Source organism: Paraburkholderia sp. BR10954 (genome assembly GCF_040965775.1).
Taxonomy (GTDB): Bacteria; Pseudomonadota; Gammaproteobacteria; order Burkholderiales; family Burkholderiaceae; genus Paraburkholderia; species Paraburkholderia youngii.
Genome location: NZ_JBFRCK010000003.1, coordinates 115,972 through 130,967 on the forward strand (window position 1 = coordinate 115,972; position 14,996 = coordinate 130,967).

Sequence of the window (14,996 nt, forward strand, 5' to 3'; positions counted from 1 at the left end):
CCTAAGTGTTGTTATGAGCCACGCCGCCGTCACCGCCCCTAACGTTTCGCTGCGCGGCTATGGCGCGATCGAAGCGTCGGACGTGCACGACTTCCACCAGGTCGTGCTGGGGCTCGACGGCGCGATGGTGATGGCGGTGAACGGCGTCGCGGAGCAGATCGACGCCGGCTCCGCATGGCTGATCCCGGCCGGCGCGCGGCACGAATATTCGGGCGTCGGCACCAACCGGCAGCTCGTACTCGATTTGCCCGCGGCGTCGCTGGCGGTGCCCGAGCGGCTGTTCGAGCGCGCGCGAGCCGTGGCCGTCGATCCAGCGCTCGCGCAACTCGTCCACACGATTGCCGCGCATGCGGCGGGCGGCGTGGGCGAAGCGCAAGACGATGCTTTCGGTCATCGTCGCTTCCATTGGGATGCCGCCGCACGTCTGGGCGCCGCGCTGGTCGTCGATTCCGGGGCGCTCGCCGGTGCGCAGAGCGAAGGCGTTCGGCTCGATTTCGCGCGCATCGACCGCTGGCTGCGCGCGCATCTGTCCGAGCCGCTGAAGATCGCCGACCTCGCCGCGCACTGCGGCTTCGGCATGCGGCGTTTTCACCAACTGTTTACCGATGCGTTCGGCGAGACACCGCATCGCTATTTGCAGCGGCTGCGGCTCGACACGTCGATCACGCTGCTCGCGGACCCACGTCTTTCGTTGACCGATATCGCGCTCGACATCGGCTTCGGCGATCAGAGCGCTTACACGCACGCATTTACGCGGCGTTTTGGGCTGGCGCCCGGGCAGTGGCGCGCGCTGCGGCACTGAGGGCGGCGAAGGTCCGGTCAGCCTTTTAACTCACGCTGCAGATCCGCACGGATATCTCCCGCGTTTTCGAGCCCCACCGCAAGCCGGATCAGACCTTCGCTGATGCCCGCCGCCGCGCGCGCTTCGGGTGTGATGCGGCCGTGCGTGGTCGTCGCCGGATGCGTGATCGTCGTACGCGTGTCGCCCAGGTTGCCGGTGATCGAACAGACCTTCGTGCCGTCGATCACGCGCCATGCGTTCGCACGCATCTGTTCGGGCGTGTCGCCCTTCAGTTCGAACGACACGATCGCGCCGCCCGACTTCTGCTGACGCATCGCGAGCGCATGCTGCGGATGCGATTCGAGTCCCGGATAGAACACGCGATTGATGGCCGGATGCGAGTCGAGCCAGCGCGCGATTTCGAGCGCATTCGCCGACTGCTTTTCGACACGCAGCGACAGCGTTTCCATGCCTTTCAACAGTACCCACGCGTTGAACGCGGACAGCGTCGGCCCGGCACTGCGCACGAACGGAAACACCTTTTCCATGATGAATTGCTTCGAACCGACCAGCGCGCCGCCGAGCACACGGCCCTGGCCGTCGAGGAACTTGGTCGCCGAATGCATGACGACGTCCGCGCCCAGTTTCAGCGGCTGCTGCAACGCCGGGCTGCAGAAGCAGTTATCGACGACGAACAGCGCATTCGCGGCCTTCGCGATCCTGCCGATCGCTTCGATATCCGAAACCTCGGTCAGCGGGTTGGAAGGCGTTTCGAGGAAGAACATCTTCGTTTCGGGACGCACCGCTTCGTTCCACGCGTTCAAATCGGTCGGATCGACGAAGGTAGTCGTGATGCCGAACTTGCTGAAGATCTGCGAAAACATGCCGAGCGTCGAGCCGAATAGCGCCCGCGAGCTCACGAGGTGGTCGCCCGCCTGCAACGTCGACATCACGACCGACATGATCGCGGCCATCCCCGACGCCGTCGCGATACAGGCCTCGCCGCCTTCGAGCGCGGCCAGCCGGTCCTGGAACATCGAGACGGTCGGATTTGAGAAGCGCGAGTACGTGAAATAGTCTTCGGAGTTCCTGAAGCGCTCGGCGGCTTCCGCGGCGCTCGCGAACACGAAGCTCGAGGTCAGGAAGATCGCTTCCGAGTGCTCGTTGAAGTCGCTGCGCGCGGTGCCCGAGCGGACGGCCAGCGTGTCGAAGTCGAGGTTCAGGGAGTCGTCCATGTTGGGTCTGGTCTCCAGGAGTCGGTCGCTGCCTCGGCGGCTAAATGAGGCAGCAACAAAAAAGCCCGCTTTGCGTCGGCATAAGCGGGCTTCGTGTGCGGAAAGGTGCGGTGTGTGCGCTCAACCCACCGACAGTTGCAGATGCAGCTGCGAACGCGCCGGGCCGCCACCGTCGATCGCTTCGCTCGCGGCATCGCGATCCGATTGCGACGACGGCGCGAGGCGCGCGCTTTCGATGCGGTCGAGGTACTCGGTCGTGATGTCGCCGGTCACGTAGTTGCCGTCGAAGCACGAAGCCTCGAACGCCTTCAGCGCCGGGTTGATATCGCGCACCGCCTGCTTCAGCGCGTCGACGTCCTGGTACACGAGGTGATCCGCGCCGATCATGCGCGCGACTTCCTCGTCCGAGCGGCCGTGCGCGACCAGTTCGCCGCGCGTCGGCATGTCGATGCCGTAGACGTTCGGGAATTTCACCGGCGGCGCCGCCGACGCGAAAATCACCTTGTTCGCGCCCGCATCGCGCGCCATCTGCACGATTTCGTGCGACGTCGTGCCGCGCACGATCGAGTCGTCGACGATCAGCACGTTCTTGCCCTTGAACTCGATGTTCATCGCGTTCAGCTTCTGGCGCACCGACTTCTTGCGCACCGCCTGGCCCGGCATGATGAAGGTACGGCCTACATAGCGGTTCTTGAAGAAGCCCTCGCGATACTCGACGCCCAGCTTCTTCGCGACCTGCATCGCGGCCGGGCGCGACGAGTCGGGAATCGGCATCACGACGTCGATCGCGACGTCGGGCAGCTCGCGCTTGATCTTCTCGGCGAGGTAGTCACCCATGCGCAGACGCACGTTGTAGACCGGCACGCCGTCGAGCACCGAATCCGGACGCGCCAGATACACGAGTTCGAAGATGCAGGGGTTCAGGCTCGGAGCCGTCGCGCACTGCTGCGAATGCAGTTGGCCTTCCGCGTCGATGAAAACCGCCTCGCCCGGCTGCACGTCGCGCACGAATTCGAAACCAATGCCTTCGATCGCCACCGATTCCGACGCCAGCATCCACTCGACGCCTTCAGCCGTTTCCAGCTTGCCGAGGCACAGTGGGCGAATACCGAACGGGTCGCGGACGCCGAGCAGACCGTAGCCGGCGATCAGCGCGACGATCGCGTAAGAACCGCGCACCCGCCGATGCACGCCCGATACCGCCTTGAACAGCGCGGCCGGATCGAGTTGCAGACCCGAACTCGACAGTTGCAATTCGTGCGCGAACACGTTGAGCAGCACTTCGGTATCGGAATTGGTGTTCACGTGGCGGCGATCGATGCGGAACATCTCATCTTTCAGTTGCTGCCAGTTGGTCAGGTTGCCGTTGTGCGCGAGGATGATGCCGAACGGCGCGTTCACGTAGAACGGCTGCGCCTCTTCTTCGCTCGACGCCGAACCGGCGGTCGGGTAACGGACCTGGCCGATGCCGGTCGTGCCCGGCAGGCTACGCATGTTGCGCGTGCGGAACACGTCGCGCACCATGCCGTTGGCCTTGTGCATGTGGAAATTGCTGCCGTTCGCCGTCGCGATGCCGGCGGCGTCCTGACCGCGATGCTGCAGCAGCAGCAGGCTGTCATAGATCAGCTGGTTGACCGGGGAGTGGGAAACTACGCCTACGATGCCGCACATGGCATGTCCTTCAAAGGTACAAAATTCGTGATGGCGACCGGTGCCTATGCTCGCGCCCGCGCTTCGATGCGACGGGACGCGCTACGCCGTCATGGCAGCCGGTATGCGCCGGAGTCCTGTTGCGCGTTGCTCGGGGCGCCAAGATCGTCCACATGGACGTAAGCGGCGAGCGCCCCGGGGAGCAGCGGTTTCATTGCGCGTACGCCCGCAACCGCATATGGACGAAGCAGCGCGTTGCGCCAGAATTCCTCTTTGGGCAGTTCGGTCAAGCCTGCGAGGGCGACCAGAATCAGCACCAGAACGACCCCGCGGACGAGGCCGAACATCAAACCGAGCGAGCGGTCCGCACCGCCCAGGCCCGTGACCTGCACGAGACGGCTTAGCAGCGCGCTCACCACGCTCGCGACCAGCACTACGCCGATCACCACGAGCGAAAAAGCCAGCAGCCACTGCGTCAACGCGCCGCCCGGCCAGGTGGACGGGATGTACGGGACCACGTAGCCGACGAACTCGCAGGCGACGAAAAACGCCGCGACCCAGCCGATCAAACCAAACACTTCCGACAGCAAACCGCGCCAGGCGCCTCGCAGCGCCGACAAACCGATCACCGCCATTACAGCGTAGTCGAAGGCAGTGAACATCACTCGCTTACTGTGCGCTGCCGCCGTTCGAGCCCGACACGAGGCCCGCCTCGCGGACCTTCGCGACAGCGGCGGTGGCCGCGGCGCGGTCGGCGAACGGGCCCGCACGCAGCAATGTCAGCGTCGAACCGTCGGCTTGCTTCCGGTGCTCGGTATATGTGGGCACGCCCGCCGCTTTCAACTTTGCGGCCCAATTGCGCGCATTCGCTTCGTTCGAGAAGGCGCCGAGTTGCACCGCGAAACGGTTGCCCGGCGGCGAGGCCGGCGTGCCGGAGTTCGCGTCGGCGCTGGCGGTGGCCGGATTCGCGTCGTCGTCAGTCGATGCCGACGGTGCGGCGGCGGGGGGTTTCGTCTGTTTGGCGGGCGCGGCGGGAATGGTGTTGGCAGCAAGTGACTGCGTTTGCGGCTTCGCGGCGGGCTTCGGCGTCGCGGCGGTAACGGTGCCGGTGGCGACGGACGGGGCCGTGCCCTGTTTCGCTGCGGTCGATTGAGTCGATTGTGTTGGTTTCGCGGCAGAGGCAGGGGCCGCCGCCGTTGTCGCCGCGGATGCCGCGGTTGCTGCCGGTGCGAGGCTGGACGCCGCGATGCCGCTGTCAGCGGCCGGCGGATTGTCCGGCGCGACGCCAGCTTGCATGTCTTCGTTGGCGGTGGATCTGGAGAGCCTCGGCGCTGGCCGGCTAGGAATGTCGATCGAGATGTCGTCGGTGACGGGCTTTGGGTGCGAATCCAGCACCATCGGCAGAATGATTACCGCCGCGACGACCAGTGCGATTGCGCCGACGAGCCGGCGGCGCGCGCGCTGCTTTTCCGGCAGCGTGGGGTCGAGCAGCATTGCATCTGCATCGACGGTGCGCTCGGTGCGGCGGGTACGCCGCTCGACGCGCTCACCGCGGGCGGACCGATTGGAACTGGTGTTTGCGCCGCGCCGGCTGGGCGCGTCGTCTTTCTTGCCGAACGAGAAAATTCCCATGAATCGCTTGGTTCGAGCCTGGCGCCCGCTCAGTGTTGCTGCGATTTCCGGTAGGCCATCACACCCGCTACCGTATAGAAACTGCCGAAAACCACGATTCTATCATTCTCTGACGCACGTTTTAGCGCGTCCTGGAAAGCCTCTGCCGGCGTCGCGTAACGCGTGACGCTGCTGTCGGCGCTGTCGTCCACGCCTAGCTCGCGCAATGCGGTTTCCAGCTCTTGCGCGGACGCGGCGCGCGGGGTCGGCAGATCGGTCACGCACCAGTGATCGATCTCGCCTTTCAGATGACTGAGCACGCCGGCGATGTCCTTGTCGCGCATCGCACCGAACACGGCGTACGTGTACGGAAAAAAGCCCATGTTGCCGAGATTCTGCCCAAGCACCGCGGCGGCATGCGGGTTGTGGCCGACATCGAGCACGATGGACGGCTTGCCCGGCAGCACCTGGAAGCGGCCCGGCAGATCGACGTTGGCGATGCCGAGCCGAATGTCCTGCGCCGACACCGGCAGACGGTCGCGCAATGCTTCGAGCCCGGCCAGCGCCGCCGACGTGTTGATTAGCTGATTCGCGCCGCGCAGCGACGGATAGGCGAGCGCCGAGCGCCGCAGCGTCGGTCCGACGTAGCTCCACTGCTGACGCTCGCTGCCGGCTTGGCCTTCGTAACGGAAGTCGCGGCCGAACAGCCAGAATTGCGCGCCGATCTTTTCCGCGTGATCGATCAGCGATTGCGGCGGCACCGGGTCCGCACAGATTGCCGGCTTGCCGGGGCGGAAGATACCGGCCTTTTCGAAGGCGATTTTCTCGCGCGTGTCGCCGAGATAGTCGGTGTGATCGATGTCGATGCTGGTGATGATCGCGCAGTCGGTATCGAGGATATTGACCGCGTCGAGACGCCCGCCGAGGCCGACCTCGAAAATCACCGCGTCGAGGCCGCGCGACGCGAACAAGCTCATGATCGCCAGCGTCGTGAATTCGAAGTAGGTCAGCGAAACCGGTTTGGCCAGGCTCTGGCGCGCGGCTTCGACCGCTTCGAAGTGCGGCAGCAGATCTGCGTCGCTCGCCATTGCGCCGTTGATGCGCGCCCGCTCGTTGAACGACAGCAGATGCGGCGACGTGTGGCAGCCGACGGTGTAGCCCGCGCGCAGCAGAATCGCTTCGAGAATCGCGCAGGTCGAGCCTTTGCCGTTCGTGCCGCCGACCGTGATGATCGGGCACGCGAACGAGAGCTGCATCGCATCGCGTACCTGGGAGATGCGGCTCAAACCCATGTCGATGCCGACCGGATGCGCGGATTCAAGGTGCGTGAGCCACGCGTCGAGGGTGGGGAATGTCGTCATCGGGTGAATCTTGAGTGAGTCGCGGTAGTTCGGTTCTGCAGTGCTGCGAAGGGTGCTGGTCAGGCGGTTGCGGTCCGGGTCGCGGGTCGCCGGTCATGGGTGGAGGCCGGGTTTGTGCGCATAAACCGCGAAACGGCATCGCAGGCGACCGTAATTATCCCGGAAATGACAGCGCGCCGCTTGATTGCTCACGCGGCGCGCTATTTTCTTGATTGCTTCGGTGCCCGGTTCTTACGCGACCGCGTCCGCCGGCTGATGGCTCAACAGCGCCAGCAATTGCGCGATCTCTTCGCGCAGCTTGCGACGATCGACGATCATGTCGATCGCGCCCTTTTGCAGCAGGAACTCGGCGCGCTGGAAGCCTTCCGGCAATTTCTCGCGCACAGTCTGTTCGATCACGCGCGGGCCGGCAAAGCCGATCAGCGCCTTGGGCTCGGCGATCACGACGTCGCCGAGAAACGCGAAACTCGCGGACACGCCGCCCATCGTCGGGTCGGTCAGCACCGAGATGAACGGCAGCTTGGCTTCGGCCAGCTTCGTGAGCATCGCGGTGGTCTTCGCCATCTGCATCAGCGACAGCAGGCTTTCCTGCATCCGCGCACCGCCCGAAGCGGTGACGCAGATGAACGGCACTTTCTGTTCGAGCGCGTTCTGTGCGCCGCGCGCGAAACGCTCGCCGACCACCGACCCCATCGAGCCGCCCATGAACGAGAACTCGAAGTTCGCCACGACGACCGGCAGCGTGTGAATCGCGCCGCCCATCACGACCATTGCATCGGTCTCGTCCGTTTCGTCCATCGCCTCTTTGATGCGCTCAGGATACTTGCGGCTATCTTTGAACTTCAGCGCGTCGACCGGAACGATTTCCTGGCCGATTTCGTAGCGGCCTTCAGGGTCGAGCAGGCTGTCCAGCCGCTCACGCGCGCCGATGCGCATGTGATGGTCGCATTTCGGACACACATGCAGATTGGCCTCCACGTCGTTGCGATACAGCACGGCTTCGCACGACGGGCACTTGATCCACAGGCCTTCCGGAATTCCCTTGCGGTTCTTCGGGTCGGTTTGTTTGATTTTTGGCGGCAGCAGCTTATCGAGCCAGCTCATGGGGAATCCTTCTGGGTCAGCAGTCGCGCGAACGGCGGGACGAGCCCGCCGCTCACGTTACCGCGACAAAAATAACTGTTATCGGGCAGTCGCGACGCTATCGAGCGCCTCGCGCACTTCAGCAACGAAACGCCTGAGCGTCTCGGCAGCGGCGTCAGGCGCTGCCTGTTCGAGCAATTGAACGATACGGCTGCCGATCACGACGGCATCGGCCACCTCGCCCACCGCACGCGCCGTTTGCGCGTCGCGAATGCCGAAACCGACGCCCACTGGCAGGGGGACGCGCGACTTGATGGCCGGGATTTTACTCGCGATGCTGGAAACGTCCAGATTCGCGGCGCCGGTGACCCCTTTTAGCGACACATAGTAGACGTAGCCGCTGGCGATCCGGCCGACTTCGGCGATACGTTCGTCCGTCGAAGTCGGCGCGAGCAAAAAGATCGGATCGATACCGGCAGACTGCATCTGTTCAGCGAAGTTAGCGCATTCTTCAGGCGGATAATCGACCACCAGCACGCCGTCGACACCGGCTTCCTTCGCGGCTTTCGCAAAGGCCTCGGCGCCCATTCGCTCGATAGGGTTCGCATAGCCCATCAGCACAACGGGGGTTTTGTCGTCGGCTTCCCGGAAGCGTTTGACGTCGGCCAGCACGTGGCGCAGCGACACGCCCTTTGCGAGAGCGCGTTCGGACGACTGCTGGATCACCGGACCGTCGGCCATCGGATCGGAAAACGGCACGCCGAGTTCAATCACATCGGCGCCGCCGGCGGCGAGCGCGTGCATGAATTCGACCGTGCGAGCCGGGTCCGGATCGCCAGCGGTCATGAACGGAATCAAGCCTTTTTTACCTTGGGCGGACAGCGCGGCAAACGTGTTCTTGATACGGGACATGGAAGTATTCTCGAATTAGGGCTACTGCGCGATCATCGCCGCACACCTTTAGGCGGAATTAGCGGCATATTTCGCTCTTTTCACTGCACTGCGGTCGACGGCTGCATTTTCGGCTTCGCTCGAGTCCGACGCGGCGCAGCAGGCGTAGCGGCGGCGCTGACGCGCTCGCGCGCTATCGCGCAATAGCTCTCGTTGATCTCATAGCCGACGAATTCGCGCTGATGACGGACGCAAGCGACTGCGGTGGTGCCGCTGCCCATGAACGGGTCGAGCACGCGGCCGCCCTTCGGGCAACTGGACAGCACCATCCGCTCGACGATTTCCAGAGGTTTCTGGGTCGGATGCGCGACGCGCTCGGCATGTTGCCGATGCAGACGCGAGACCGACCAGACATCCTTCGGATTATAGCCAAGCTCCAACCACTTGCTTCCTTCGAACAACTTTCGCGAACGCGCCTTCTTCGTGACTGCGTCGTACGGGATGCGCACCGGATCGAGATCGAAGAAATAGTCCTTCGACACCGCGAAAAAACCGATGTTGTCGTGCACCGACGTGAAGCGGCGCGTGGTGCCGCCCATACTCGGCACGCGCCGGTCCCAGATGATCTCGTTAATCATCACGAGTTTCGTCTTCAGAAAACTGAAGATTTCCGGCGCGTATTGCCAGGTGCAGAAAATGTACAGCGAACCCGACGGCTTGAGCTTCGGGACAGCCAGATCGAGCCAGCCACGCGTCCAGACGAGAAATTCCTCGCCCGTGCGCATGTCCGAGTCGTTGCCATAGTCCTTCCCCAGTCCGTAAGGCGGATCGCAGACGATCAGGTCGATCGACCCGTCGGGAATGTTCGCTACATCGGTCAGAAAATCGCGGTTCAACAGCTGAATGCCGGCCGGCACTTGCGCAAGCAGCGGTGCAGATGCCGCGGCGGCCGGTAGTTTGGCGGCCGGATTCGTGGTTTCAATCGCCGGCTGCGGCTCGTCGAACTCGTCGCGCATCGCCGCGCTCAGAACTGGATACCCGATCGCTCGGCGACCGTGTGCATGTCCTTGTCGCCGCGGCCCGACAGGTTGACCAGCAGGATCTTGTCTTTCGACAAGGTCGGCGCGAGCTTGGTGGCGTACGCGAGCGCGTGGCTCGACTCCAGCGCAGGAATAATGCCCTCGATGCGGCAGCAGTCGTGGAACGCCTTCAACGCTTCTTCATCGGTGATGCCGACATATTGCGCGCGGTTGCTCTCTTTTAGCCACGCGTGCTCGGGGCCGACGCCCGGATAGTCGAGACCTGCCGATACCGAATGCGTCTCGATGATCTGGCCATCTTCATCCTGCAGCAGATACGTACGATTGCCGTGCAACACACCGGGGCTGCCGCCGATCAGTGAAGCCGCGTGGCGACCCGTTTCGATGCCGTCGCCGGCCGCTTCGACACCAATCAACTGCACGGATTTGTCATCGATGTACGGATAAAAGATACCCATTGCATTCGAACCGCCGCCAACACATGCGATGACCGCATCCGGCTGGCGACCAGCGAGTTCGGGCATCTGCACGCGGCACTCGTCGCCGATCACACGCTGGAAGTCGCGAACCATCATCGGATACGGATGCGGACCCGCAACCGTGCCGATGATGTAGAACGTATTTTCGACGTTGGTGACCCAGTCGCGCATCGCTTCGTTCAGCGCATCCTTCAGCGTGCGCGAACCCGATTCGACCGGCACGACGGTCGCGCCGAGCAGCTTCATGCGGTACACGTTGGCGGCCTGGCGGCGTACGTCCTCGGCGCCCATGTAGACCACGCACTCCATGCCGAAGCGCGCGCAGATCGTCGCCGTGGCCACGCCGTGCTGACCGGCACCGGTTTCAGCGATCACGCGCGGCTTGCCCATGCGCTTGGCGAGCAGCGCCTGGCCGATCACGTTGTTGATCTTGTGCGCGCCGGTGTGATTCAGGTCTTCACGCTTCAGATAAACCTGGGCGCCCCCGAGCAATTCGCTCCAGCGCTGTGCGTGATAAATCGGGGAGGGGCGACCCACGAAATACTTCAGTTCGCGCTCGTATTCGGCGACGAATTCCGGGTCTTTCTGATATTTCTCGTACGCTTCGCGCAACTCGTCGAGTGCGGAAAACAGCGTTTCGGCTACGAACACGCCGCCAAACTGGCCGAAGTGGCCCCTTTCGTCAGGCAAGTTGTACATGGTGATCACTCTTCTCAGGATGGCTCGCGGCTTTCATCGGAAAGCGCCCGCGAGCCTGAATCATTCAGCGTCCGCGGCGCGCACCGCGCGTACGAACGCCGCCATCCGGGCGTGATCTTTCACGCCCCGGGCGCCCGGCACTTCGATGCCGCTCGAGACATCGACCGCGTACGGGCGCACGCGATGGATCGCATCACTGACGTTTTGCGTGTTCAACCCACCACTCAAAACGGCCCGATGCGCGAGCTCTGCTGGAATAAGTGACCAATCGAAAACCTTCCCGCCGCCGCCGTAGCCTTCGACATGGGTGTCGAACAGAAGACCACTGGCTGCTGAATAGTTGAACGCCGATTTTACCAAATCGGCCGATCGAGTATCCGCCGCGACCCGCAGCGCACGCAACCAAGGCAAACCCGCAACGCCGGCGAGCGTCTCGCACTGTTCCGGCGTCTCGTCGCCGTGGAACTGCAACATCGCCAGGTTCACATTGCTCGCGACTTCCTGGACCCAGTCCGGCGTCGCGTTGACGAACAGGCCGACGACCGACACGAACGGCGGCATGTCGTGCACGAGTTCGACCGCTTGCGCGACGCTCACCGAGCGCGCGCTCGGCGGATAGAACACCAGGCCGATGGCGTCGGCGCCGAGGTCGATCGCGTGTGCGATGTCGGCGGGCTGCGACAGTCCGCACAGCTTGATGCGCGTGCGATGCGGCACACTTTGCAAGGCGGTGGCGTGGGCCTGGTTGGCGGGGGTCTCTGCGGCTTTCATGTTTCCGGTTGTTCTGTCCATACGCTGCTCCACGGCACGCTGCCCGTCGCCGGGTCGGGCACGCCGAATTGCTCAGGATAGCCCACTTGCGCGAGATACAGGCCGTCGGGCATAAAGGTGGGCGCCGCGCAGTCGCGGCTGCGGCTCGCGAGCACGTCGGCCATCCACGCGGCCGGGCGGCGGCCGCTGCCGATTTCGATCAGACAGCCCATCACGTTGCGCACCATGTGATGCAGGAACGCGTTCGCGCGAAAGCGGAAATGCACGAAGTTACCCTGTCGTTTGACGTCGATCTGGTACAGATGCTTGAACGGCGTCTTCGACTGGCATTGCGACGAACGAAAGGCCGAAAAGTCGTGCTCGCCGATCAGGTGCTCCGCGGCCGAGCGCATCGCGTCGACGTCGAGTGGCGTGTGCACCCAGCCGGCGCGGGTCGTGAGCATCGGTGAGCGAACCGGACTGACGTACAGCACGTAGTAATAGGTCCGCTCGAATGCCGAAAACCGCGCGTGAAAATCGTCGGGCATCGGCTTGGCCCATTGCACCCCGATCGTCTTCGGCAGAAACGCGTTCGGGCCGCGCACCCAGGAGATATCGACGCGGTCGAGTTCGGTGTCGAAATGTACGACCTGGCCCAAGCCATGCACGCCGCGGTCAGTGCGGCCGGCGACCACCGTGTGCACGGGCGTGCGCGTGAATTCGCGCAGCGCCCGTTCGAGTTCGTCCTGAACCGTGTTGCCGTGCGGCTGCGACTGCCATCCAGCGAACGCGGCGCCGTCGTACTGGACGCCTAATGCGATGCGTTTCACGACAGCGGCGCGAGGGTCGAAAGCAACGCGCGGGCTTCGGTGCGCGTGGCTGGATCGTTCGCTTCGATCACTTCGTTGATGAGCGCGCGGGCGCCCCCCAGATCGCCGAGCTCGATGTACTCGGCGGCCAACTCCAGCTTGTTGCGCGCGATACGGGCGAGATCGGCCGGCGTGAAGGCCGGCAGCGGCTGGGCGGGGCTCGGCGGCAACTCGAGGTCGAAGTCGAGCTTCAGCGCGCCGAAGCCAGCCGCGCCGAGACCCGCGACGGCGCCGTGACCCGCTGTGCCGGCGGCGATCTGCTCGGCGATGTGCGGCGCGTCGTCGTCCGCGCCGTGGACGCCGAAGGCCTGCTGCGCGGTCGTGTCGGGCGATGCGACCGGTTGCGTCGACAGCGACGTGGACGGCACCGCTTCGCCGACGGTGGGCACTTCGATGCGCGGCGGCAGCGGCATGTTCAGGCTGCCGAATGCGTGGACGGCGTCGCGCGGGAATTCGGTCGGCGCGGACGGCGCGGGTTGCGCCGGCACGGGGATGTCGCCTAACGGCTGACCGAGCGACGTGGTGGCGCGCGGTTCGATCTGGTGTTGCGTGAAATCGATCACTGGGGGTGGAACGTTCAGGGGGGACTGCGGTTCGGCCGTGGCGGTGTGCGGTGCGGTCGGGCTTTTTGTTGATTCCTCGTCCCATTGCACGGGATGCGCGTTCTCGTCCTGCGTCGCACCGATGGCCGGTTCGAGCGGCCCCAGCGGCAACGCGTCGGCGCCGAGTTCTGCTGCGGCGGCGAGATTGGCGGCCGTGGCCGCGGAGCGCAGCGTCTCGTCGGCGGCCGGTGCAACCGATGGAGGCTCAGTGGACGGCTCGCTTTCGCTGGACGGCGGGATGCCGGCGAGTGGCGCCGTCGGTGCGGTAGGTTCGGGCGTGCCTGCATGCTGTGTCGCCTGTACCTCTGCGGCGCGCTCGGCTGCGATGCGCGCTGCTGCTGTGCGTTCCGCTTCCGCATGTTCGGCGGCGACGCGTGCCGCTGCTTGTTCGGCCGCTGCCTGTTCGGCTGCTGCTTGTTCGGCTGCTGCGCGTTCCGCTGCCACGCGTTCCGCCGCGGCATGTTCCTCGGCTCCTGCTCGCTCTGCTGCTGCTCGCTCGTCTGCGGCCTGTTCGGCTGCGGCTCTTTCCGCAGCGGCCTGCTGCTCGGCCTCTGCACGTTCTGCGGCCGCGCTTTCTGCCGCTGCCCGTTCTGCTGCCTCACGCTCCGCAGCCGCATGCTCCGCCGCTGCCGCCGCAGCGGCCTGCCGCGCACGCTCCTGATCTTGCGCGTCCGATGCCTCCGTGACCGCTGCCTGCCCTGCCACCGCGCTGCCATCGTGCGAATCGGCGTTATCCGCCGATCCCGCCACTGCGGTATCAGTTGCCTCGGCACCCCGCGCCGCAGCCTCCTTTTCGCGCTTGCGGCGACCCATGCGCAGAGCAGCGAGCAGAACGACCAATGCCGCGCCCACCGCCGCCGCGATGCTCAAATTGCGCTGAGACAGGCCGCCGTCATTCGACGGCGACGTCGCCGCATTCGCGTGCTGCGGCGCCACGGGCACTGTCGCCGCTGAGCCTGCAGCTGCGGGCTGCGCAGCGCTCGTCGGCTTCGGGCCCGAAGCGACCGGCACCCCGCCAATACCGTGTTTCTGCAATTCCATCAGCACACGGTTTTTCAGCGCCAGCAGTTGCTGCAGACTCGACACCTGCTGACGCGGCTGCGAAGCCGCCTGCGCGGCTGTGGCCGCCGGTGCAATAGCGGTTGCCGCCGACGGCGCTTGCCCGGCAGGCGCGCTCGCCGCCGGTTGAATCGATCCGCTCCATTCCTGGGTGCCACTCGCCGCCACGGACGCCGAACCGGCCACTGGCGCGGACGAAGCCAAGCTCCCCGCCGCCGCGCCAGTCGATACCGCCGCGCTGGCCGCGCCAGAGACCTCGGATGCGGCTGGCGTCGTCGCTTGAGCTGCGGCGCTGGCCGCACTCGCCGTGCTGGCCGCCGCCTCGACAGGTGCCGCCGTCGGCGCGGAAGCGGGCACAGCCGCCGTGGACTCGGACGCCCCCACCGAGGCCCCAGTCGACGAAGCCGCCAAGGCCCCCGACGCATCGAGAGCCGGCACAATCAACACCGCGCCCACACGCATGCGGCTCGGATCGTGATTCATGAACGCAGCCGGATTCGTGTCGAACAATGCGCGCGTCGCGCGCGCGAGAACCGCGCGGTCATGCGACTGCGTAATAGCGATCGCGACATCGTTCAGCGACTGCCCTGCGTGTACGGTGTACTGCGCGCCCGCGACGACGGCAACGACAGCGGTAGTGGAACTGGCAGCGGAAGTGGTATCCGGCGTGCCCGTGGCACGAGCCGGCGCGGCAAGCGCATTGCCCGCGCCACCGCCGAGCAAAGCAATGGCGAAAGCGGCACCAGCGGCCATCGCCGCCGGACGGCTGCTGGATCGCACCTTCTCGTGACGAATGAACATGGCCCGAAGAGCGGAGCGTCGAAAGTTCATCGGGACTCCTGGCGCGTCAGCGCGCAGCCTTTTTTGCGAGTGGAAAGAGACAAGA

At 65.0% G+C, this 14,996-nt stretch carries 13 protein-coding genes; 1 reads left to right on the forward strand and 12 read right to left on the reverse strand.

The features are described from left to right. The first annotated feature begins 13 nt into the window (after window positions 1–13). Window positions 14–802, forward strand: a complete 789-nt coding sequence (locus AB4Y34_RS05545; RefSeq protein WP_368715478.1) for an AraC family transcriptional regulator — start codon at window positions 14–16, stop codon at window positions 800–802. Between the two features lie 17 nt (window positions 803–819). On the opposite strand, the gene AB4Y34_RS05550 is transcribed toward AB4Y34_RS05545, so the two are convergent. The 12 genes from AB4Y34_RS05550 to AB4Y34_RS05605 form a co-directional block, all read right to left on the reverse strand. Beyond that, the gene (locus tag AB4Y34_RS05550) at window positions 820–2,016 is read right to left on the reverse strand and encodes an O-succinylhomoserine sulfhydrylase (RefSeq protein WP_368715479.1); all 1,197 of its coding nucleotides are present in this window, start codon (window positions 2,014–2,016) and stop codon (window positions 820–822) included. A gap of 120 nt (window positions 2,017–2,136) precedes the next feature. Further along, complete coding sequence (purF, locus tag AB4Y34_RS05555) at window positions 2,137–3,687, reverse strand: amidophosphoribosyltransferase (RefSeq protein ID WP_176107179.1); 1,551 nt, start codon at window positions 3,685–3,687, stop codon at window positions 2,137–2,139. An 89-nt stretch (window positions 3,688–3,776) separates the two neighbouring features. Further along, window positions 3,777–4,328, reverse strand: a complete 552-nt coding sequence (locus AB4Y34_RS05560; protein ID WP_368589563.1) for a CvpA family protein — start codon at window positions 4,326–4,328, stop codon at window positions 3,777–3,779. Window positions 4,329–4,335: 7 nt separating this feature from the next. Beyond that, complete coding sequence (locus AB4Y34_RS05565; protein WP_368715480.1) at window positions 4,336–5,298, reverse strand: SPOR domain-containing protein; 963 nt, start codon at window positions 5,296–5,298, stop codon at window positions 4,336–4,338. A gap of 29 nt (window positions 5,299–5,327) precedes the next feature. Next, window positions 5,328–6,638: a bifunctional tetrahydrofolate synthase/dihydrofolate synthase gene (folC, locus tag AB4Y34_RS05570; RefSeq protein WP_368715481.1), complete on the reverse strand. Its 1,311-nt coding sequence runs from the start codon at window positions 6,636–6,638 to the stop codon at window positions 5,328–5,330. 231 nt (window positions 6,639–6,869) lie between these two features. Beyond that, window positions 6,870–7,742: an acetyl-CoA carboxylase, carboxyltransferase subunit beta gene (accD, locus tag AB4Y34_RS05575; protein ID WP_176378872.1), complete on the reverse strand. Its 873-nt coding sequence runs from the start codon at window positions 7,740–7,742 to the stop codon at window positions 6,870–6,872. A 78-nt stretch (window positions 7,743–7,820) separates the two neighbouring features. Next, window positions 7,821–8,633 (reverse strand): tryptophan synthase subunit alpha, encoded by an 813-nt coding sequence (trpA, locus tag AB4Y34_RS05580; RefSeq protein ID WP_368715482.1) that lies wholly within the window; start codon window positions 8,631–8,633, stop codon window positions 7,821–7,823. Between the two features lie 80 nt (window positions 8,634–8,713). Then, window positions 8,714–9,628 (reverse strand): site-specific DNA-methyltransferase, encoded by a 915-nt coding sequence (locus tag AB4Y34_RS05585; protein ID WP_176378871.1) that lies wholly within the window; start codon window positions 9,626–9,628, stop codon window positions 8,714–8,716. An 8-nt stretch (window positions 9,629–9,636) separates the two neighbouring features. Continuing rightward, window positions 9,637–10,830 (reverse strand): tryptophan synthase subunit beta, encoded by a 1,194-nt coding sequence (gene trpB / locus AB4Y34_RS05590; RefSeq protein ID WP_013092943.1) that lies wholly within the window; start codon window positions 10,828–10,830, stop codon window positions 9,637–9,639. 60 nt (window positions 10,831–10,890) lie between these two features. Continuing rightward, a complete protein-coding gene (locus tag AB4Y34_RS05595; protein ID WP_368715655.1) occupies window positions 10,891–11,601 on the reverse strand; it encodes a phosphoribosylanthranilate isomerase in 711 nt (236 codons plus the stop codon). Continuing rightward, complete coding sequence (gene truA / locus AB4Y34_RS05600; protein WP_176123359.1) at window positions 11,598–12,410, reverse strand: tRNA pseudouridine(38-40) synthase TruA; 813 nt, start codon at window positions 12,408–12,410, stop codon at window positions 11,598–11,600. Before truA ends, AB4Y34_RS05595 begins: the two co-directional genes overlap by 4 nt. Continuing rightward, the gene (locus AB4Y34_RS05605) at window positions 12,407–14,941 is read right to left on the reverse strand and encodes a FimV/HubP family polar landmark protein (protein ID WP_368715483.1); all 2,535 of its coding nucleotides are present in this window, start codon (window positions 14,939–14,941) and stop codon (window positions 12,407–12,409) included. The genes truA and AB4Y34_RS05605 overlap by 4 nt, the downstream gene beginning before the upstream one ends. Window positions 14,942–14,996: the final 55 nt, after the last annotated feature.

Excerpts from the sequence above, each read along its gene's own strand:
- AB4Y34_RS05545 (WP_368715478.1), top strand. The coding sequence starts at position 14 with ATGAGCCACGCCGCCGTCACCGCCCCTAACGTTTCGCTGCGCGGCTAT.
- AB4Y34_RS05550 (WP_368715479.1), bottom strand. The coding sequence starts at position 2,016 with ATGGACGACTCCCTGAACCTCGACTTCGACACGCTGGCCGTCCGCTCG.
- purF (WP_176107179.1), bottom strand. The coding sequence starts at position 3,687 with ATGTGCGGCATCGTAGGCGTAGTTTCCCACTCCCCGGTCAACCAGCTG.
- AB4Y34_RS05560 (WP_368589563.1), bottom strand. The coding sequence starts at position 4,328 with ATGTTCACTGCCTTCGACTACGCTGTAATGGCGGTGATCGGTTTGTCG.
- AB4Y34_RS05565 (WP_368715480.1), bottom strand. The coding sequence starts at position 5,298 with ATGGGAATTTTCTCGTTCGGCAAGAAAGACGACGCGCCCAGCCGGCGC.
- folC (WP_368715481.1), bottom strand. The coding sequence starts at position 6,638 with ATGACGACATTCCCCACCCTCGACGCGTGGCTCACGCACCTTGAATCC.
- accD (WP_176378872.1), bottom strand. The coding sequence starts at position 7,742 with ATGAGCTGGCTCGATAAGCTGCTGCCGCCAAAAATCAAACAAACCGAC.
- trpA (WP_368715482.1), bottom strand. The coding sequence starts at position 8,633 with ATGTCCCGTATCAAGAACACGTTTGCCGCGCTGTCCGCCCAAGGTAAA.
- AB4Y34_RS05585 (WP_176378871.1), bottom strand. The coding sequence starts at position 9,628 with ATGCGCGACGAGTTCGACGAGCCGCAGCCGGCGATTGAAACCACGAAT.
- trpB (WP_013092943.1), bottom strand. The coding sequence starts at position 10,830 with ATGTACAACTTGCCTGACGAAAGGGGCCACTTCGGCCAGTTTGGCGGC.
- AB4Y34_RS05595 (WP_368715655.1), bottom strand. The coding sequence starts at position 11,601 with ATGAAAGCCGCAGAGACCCCCGCCAACCAGGCCCACGCCACCGCCTTG.
- AB4Y34_RS05605 (WP_368715483.1), bottom strand. The coding sequence starts at position 14,941 with ATGAACTTTCGACGCTCCGCTCTTCGGGCCATGTTCATTCGTCACGAG.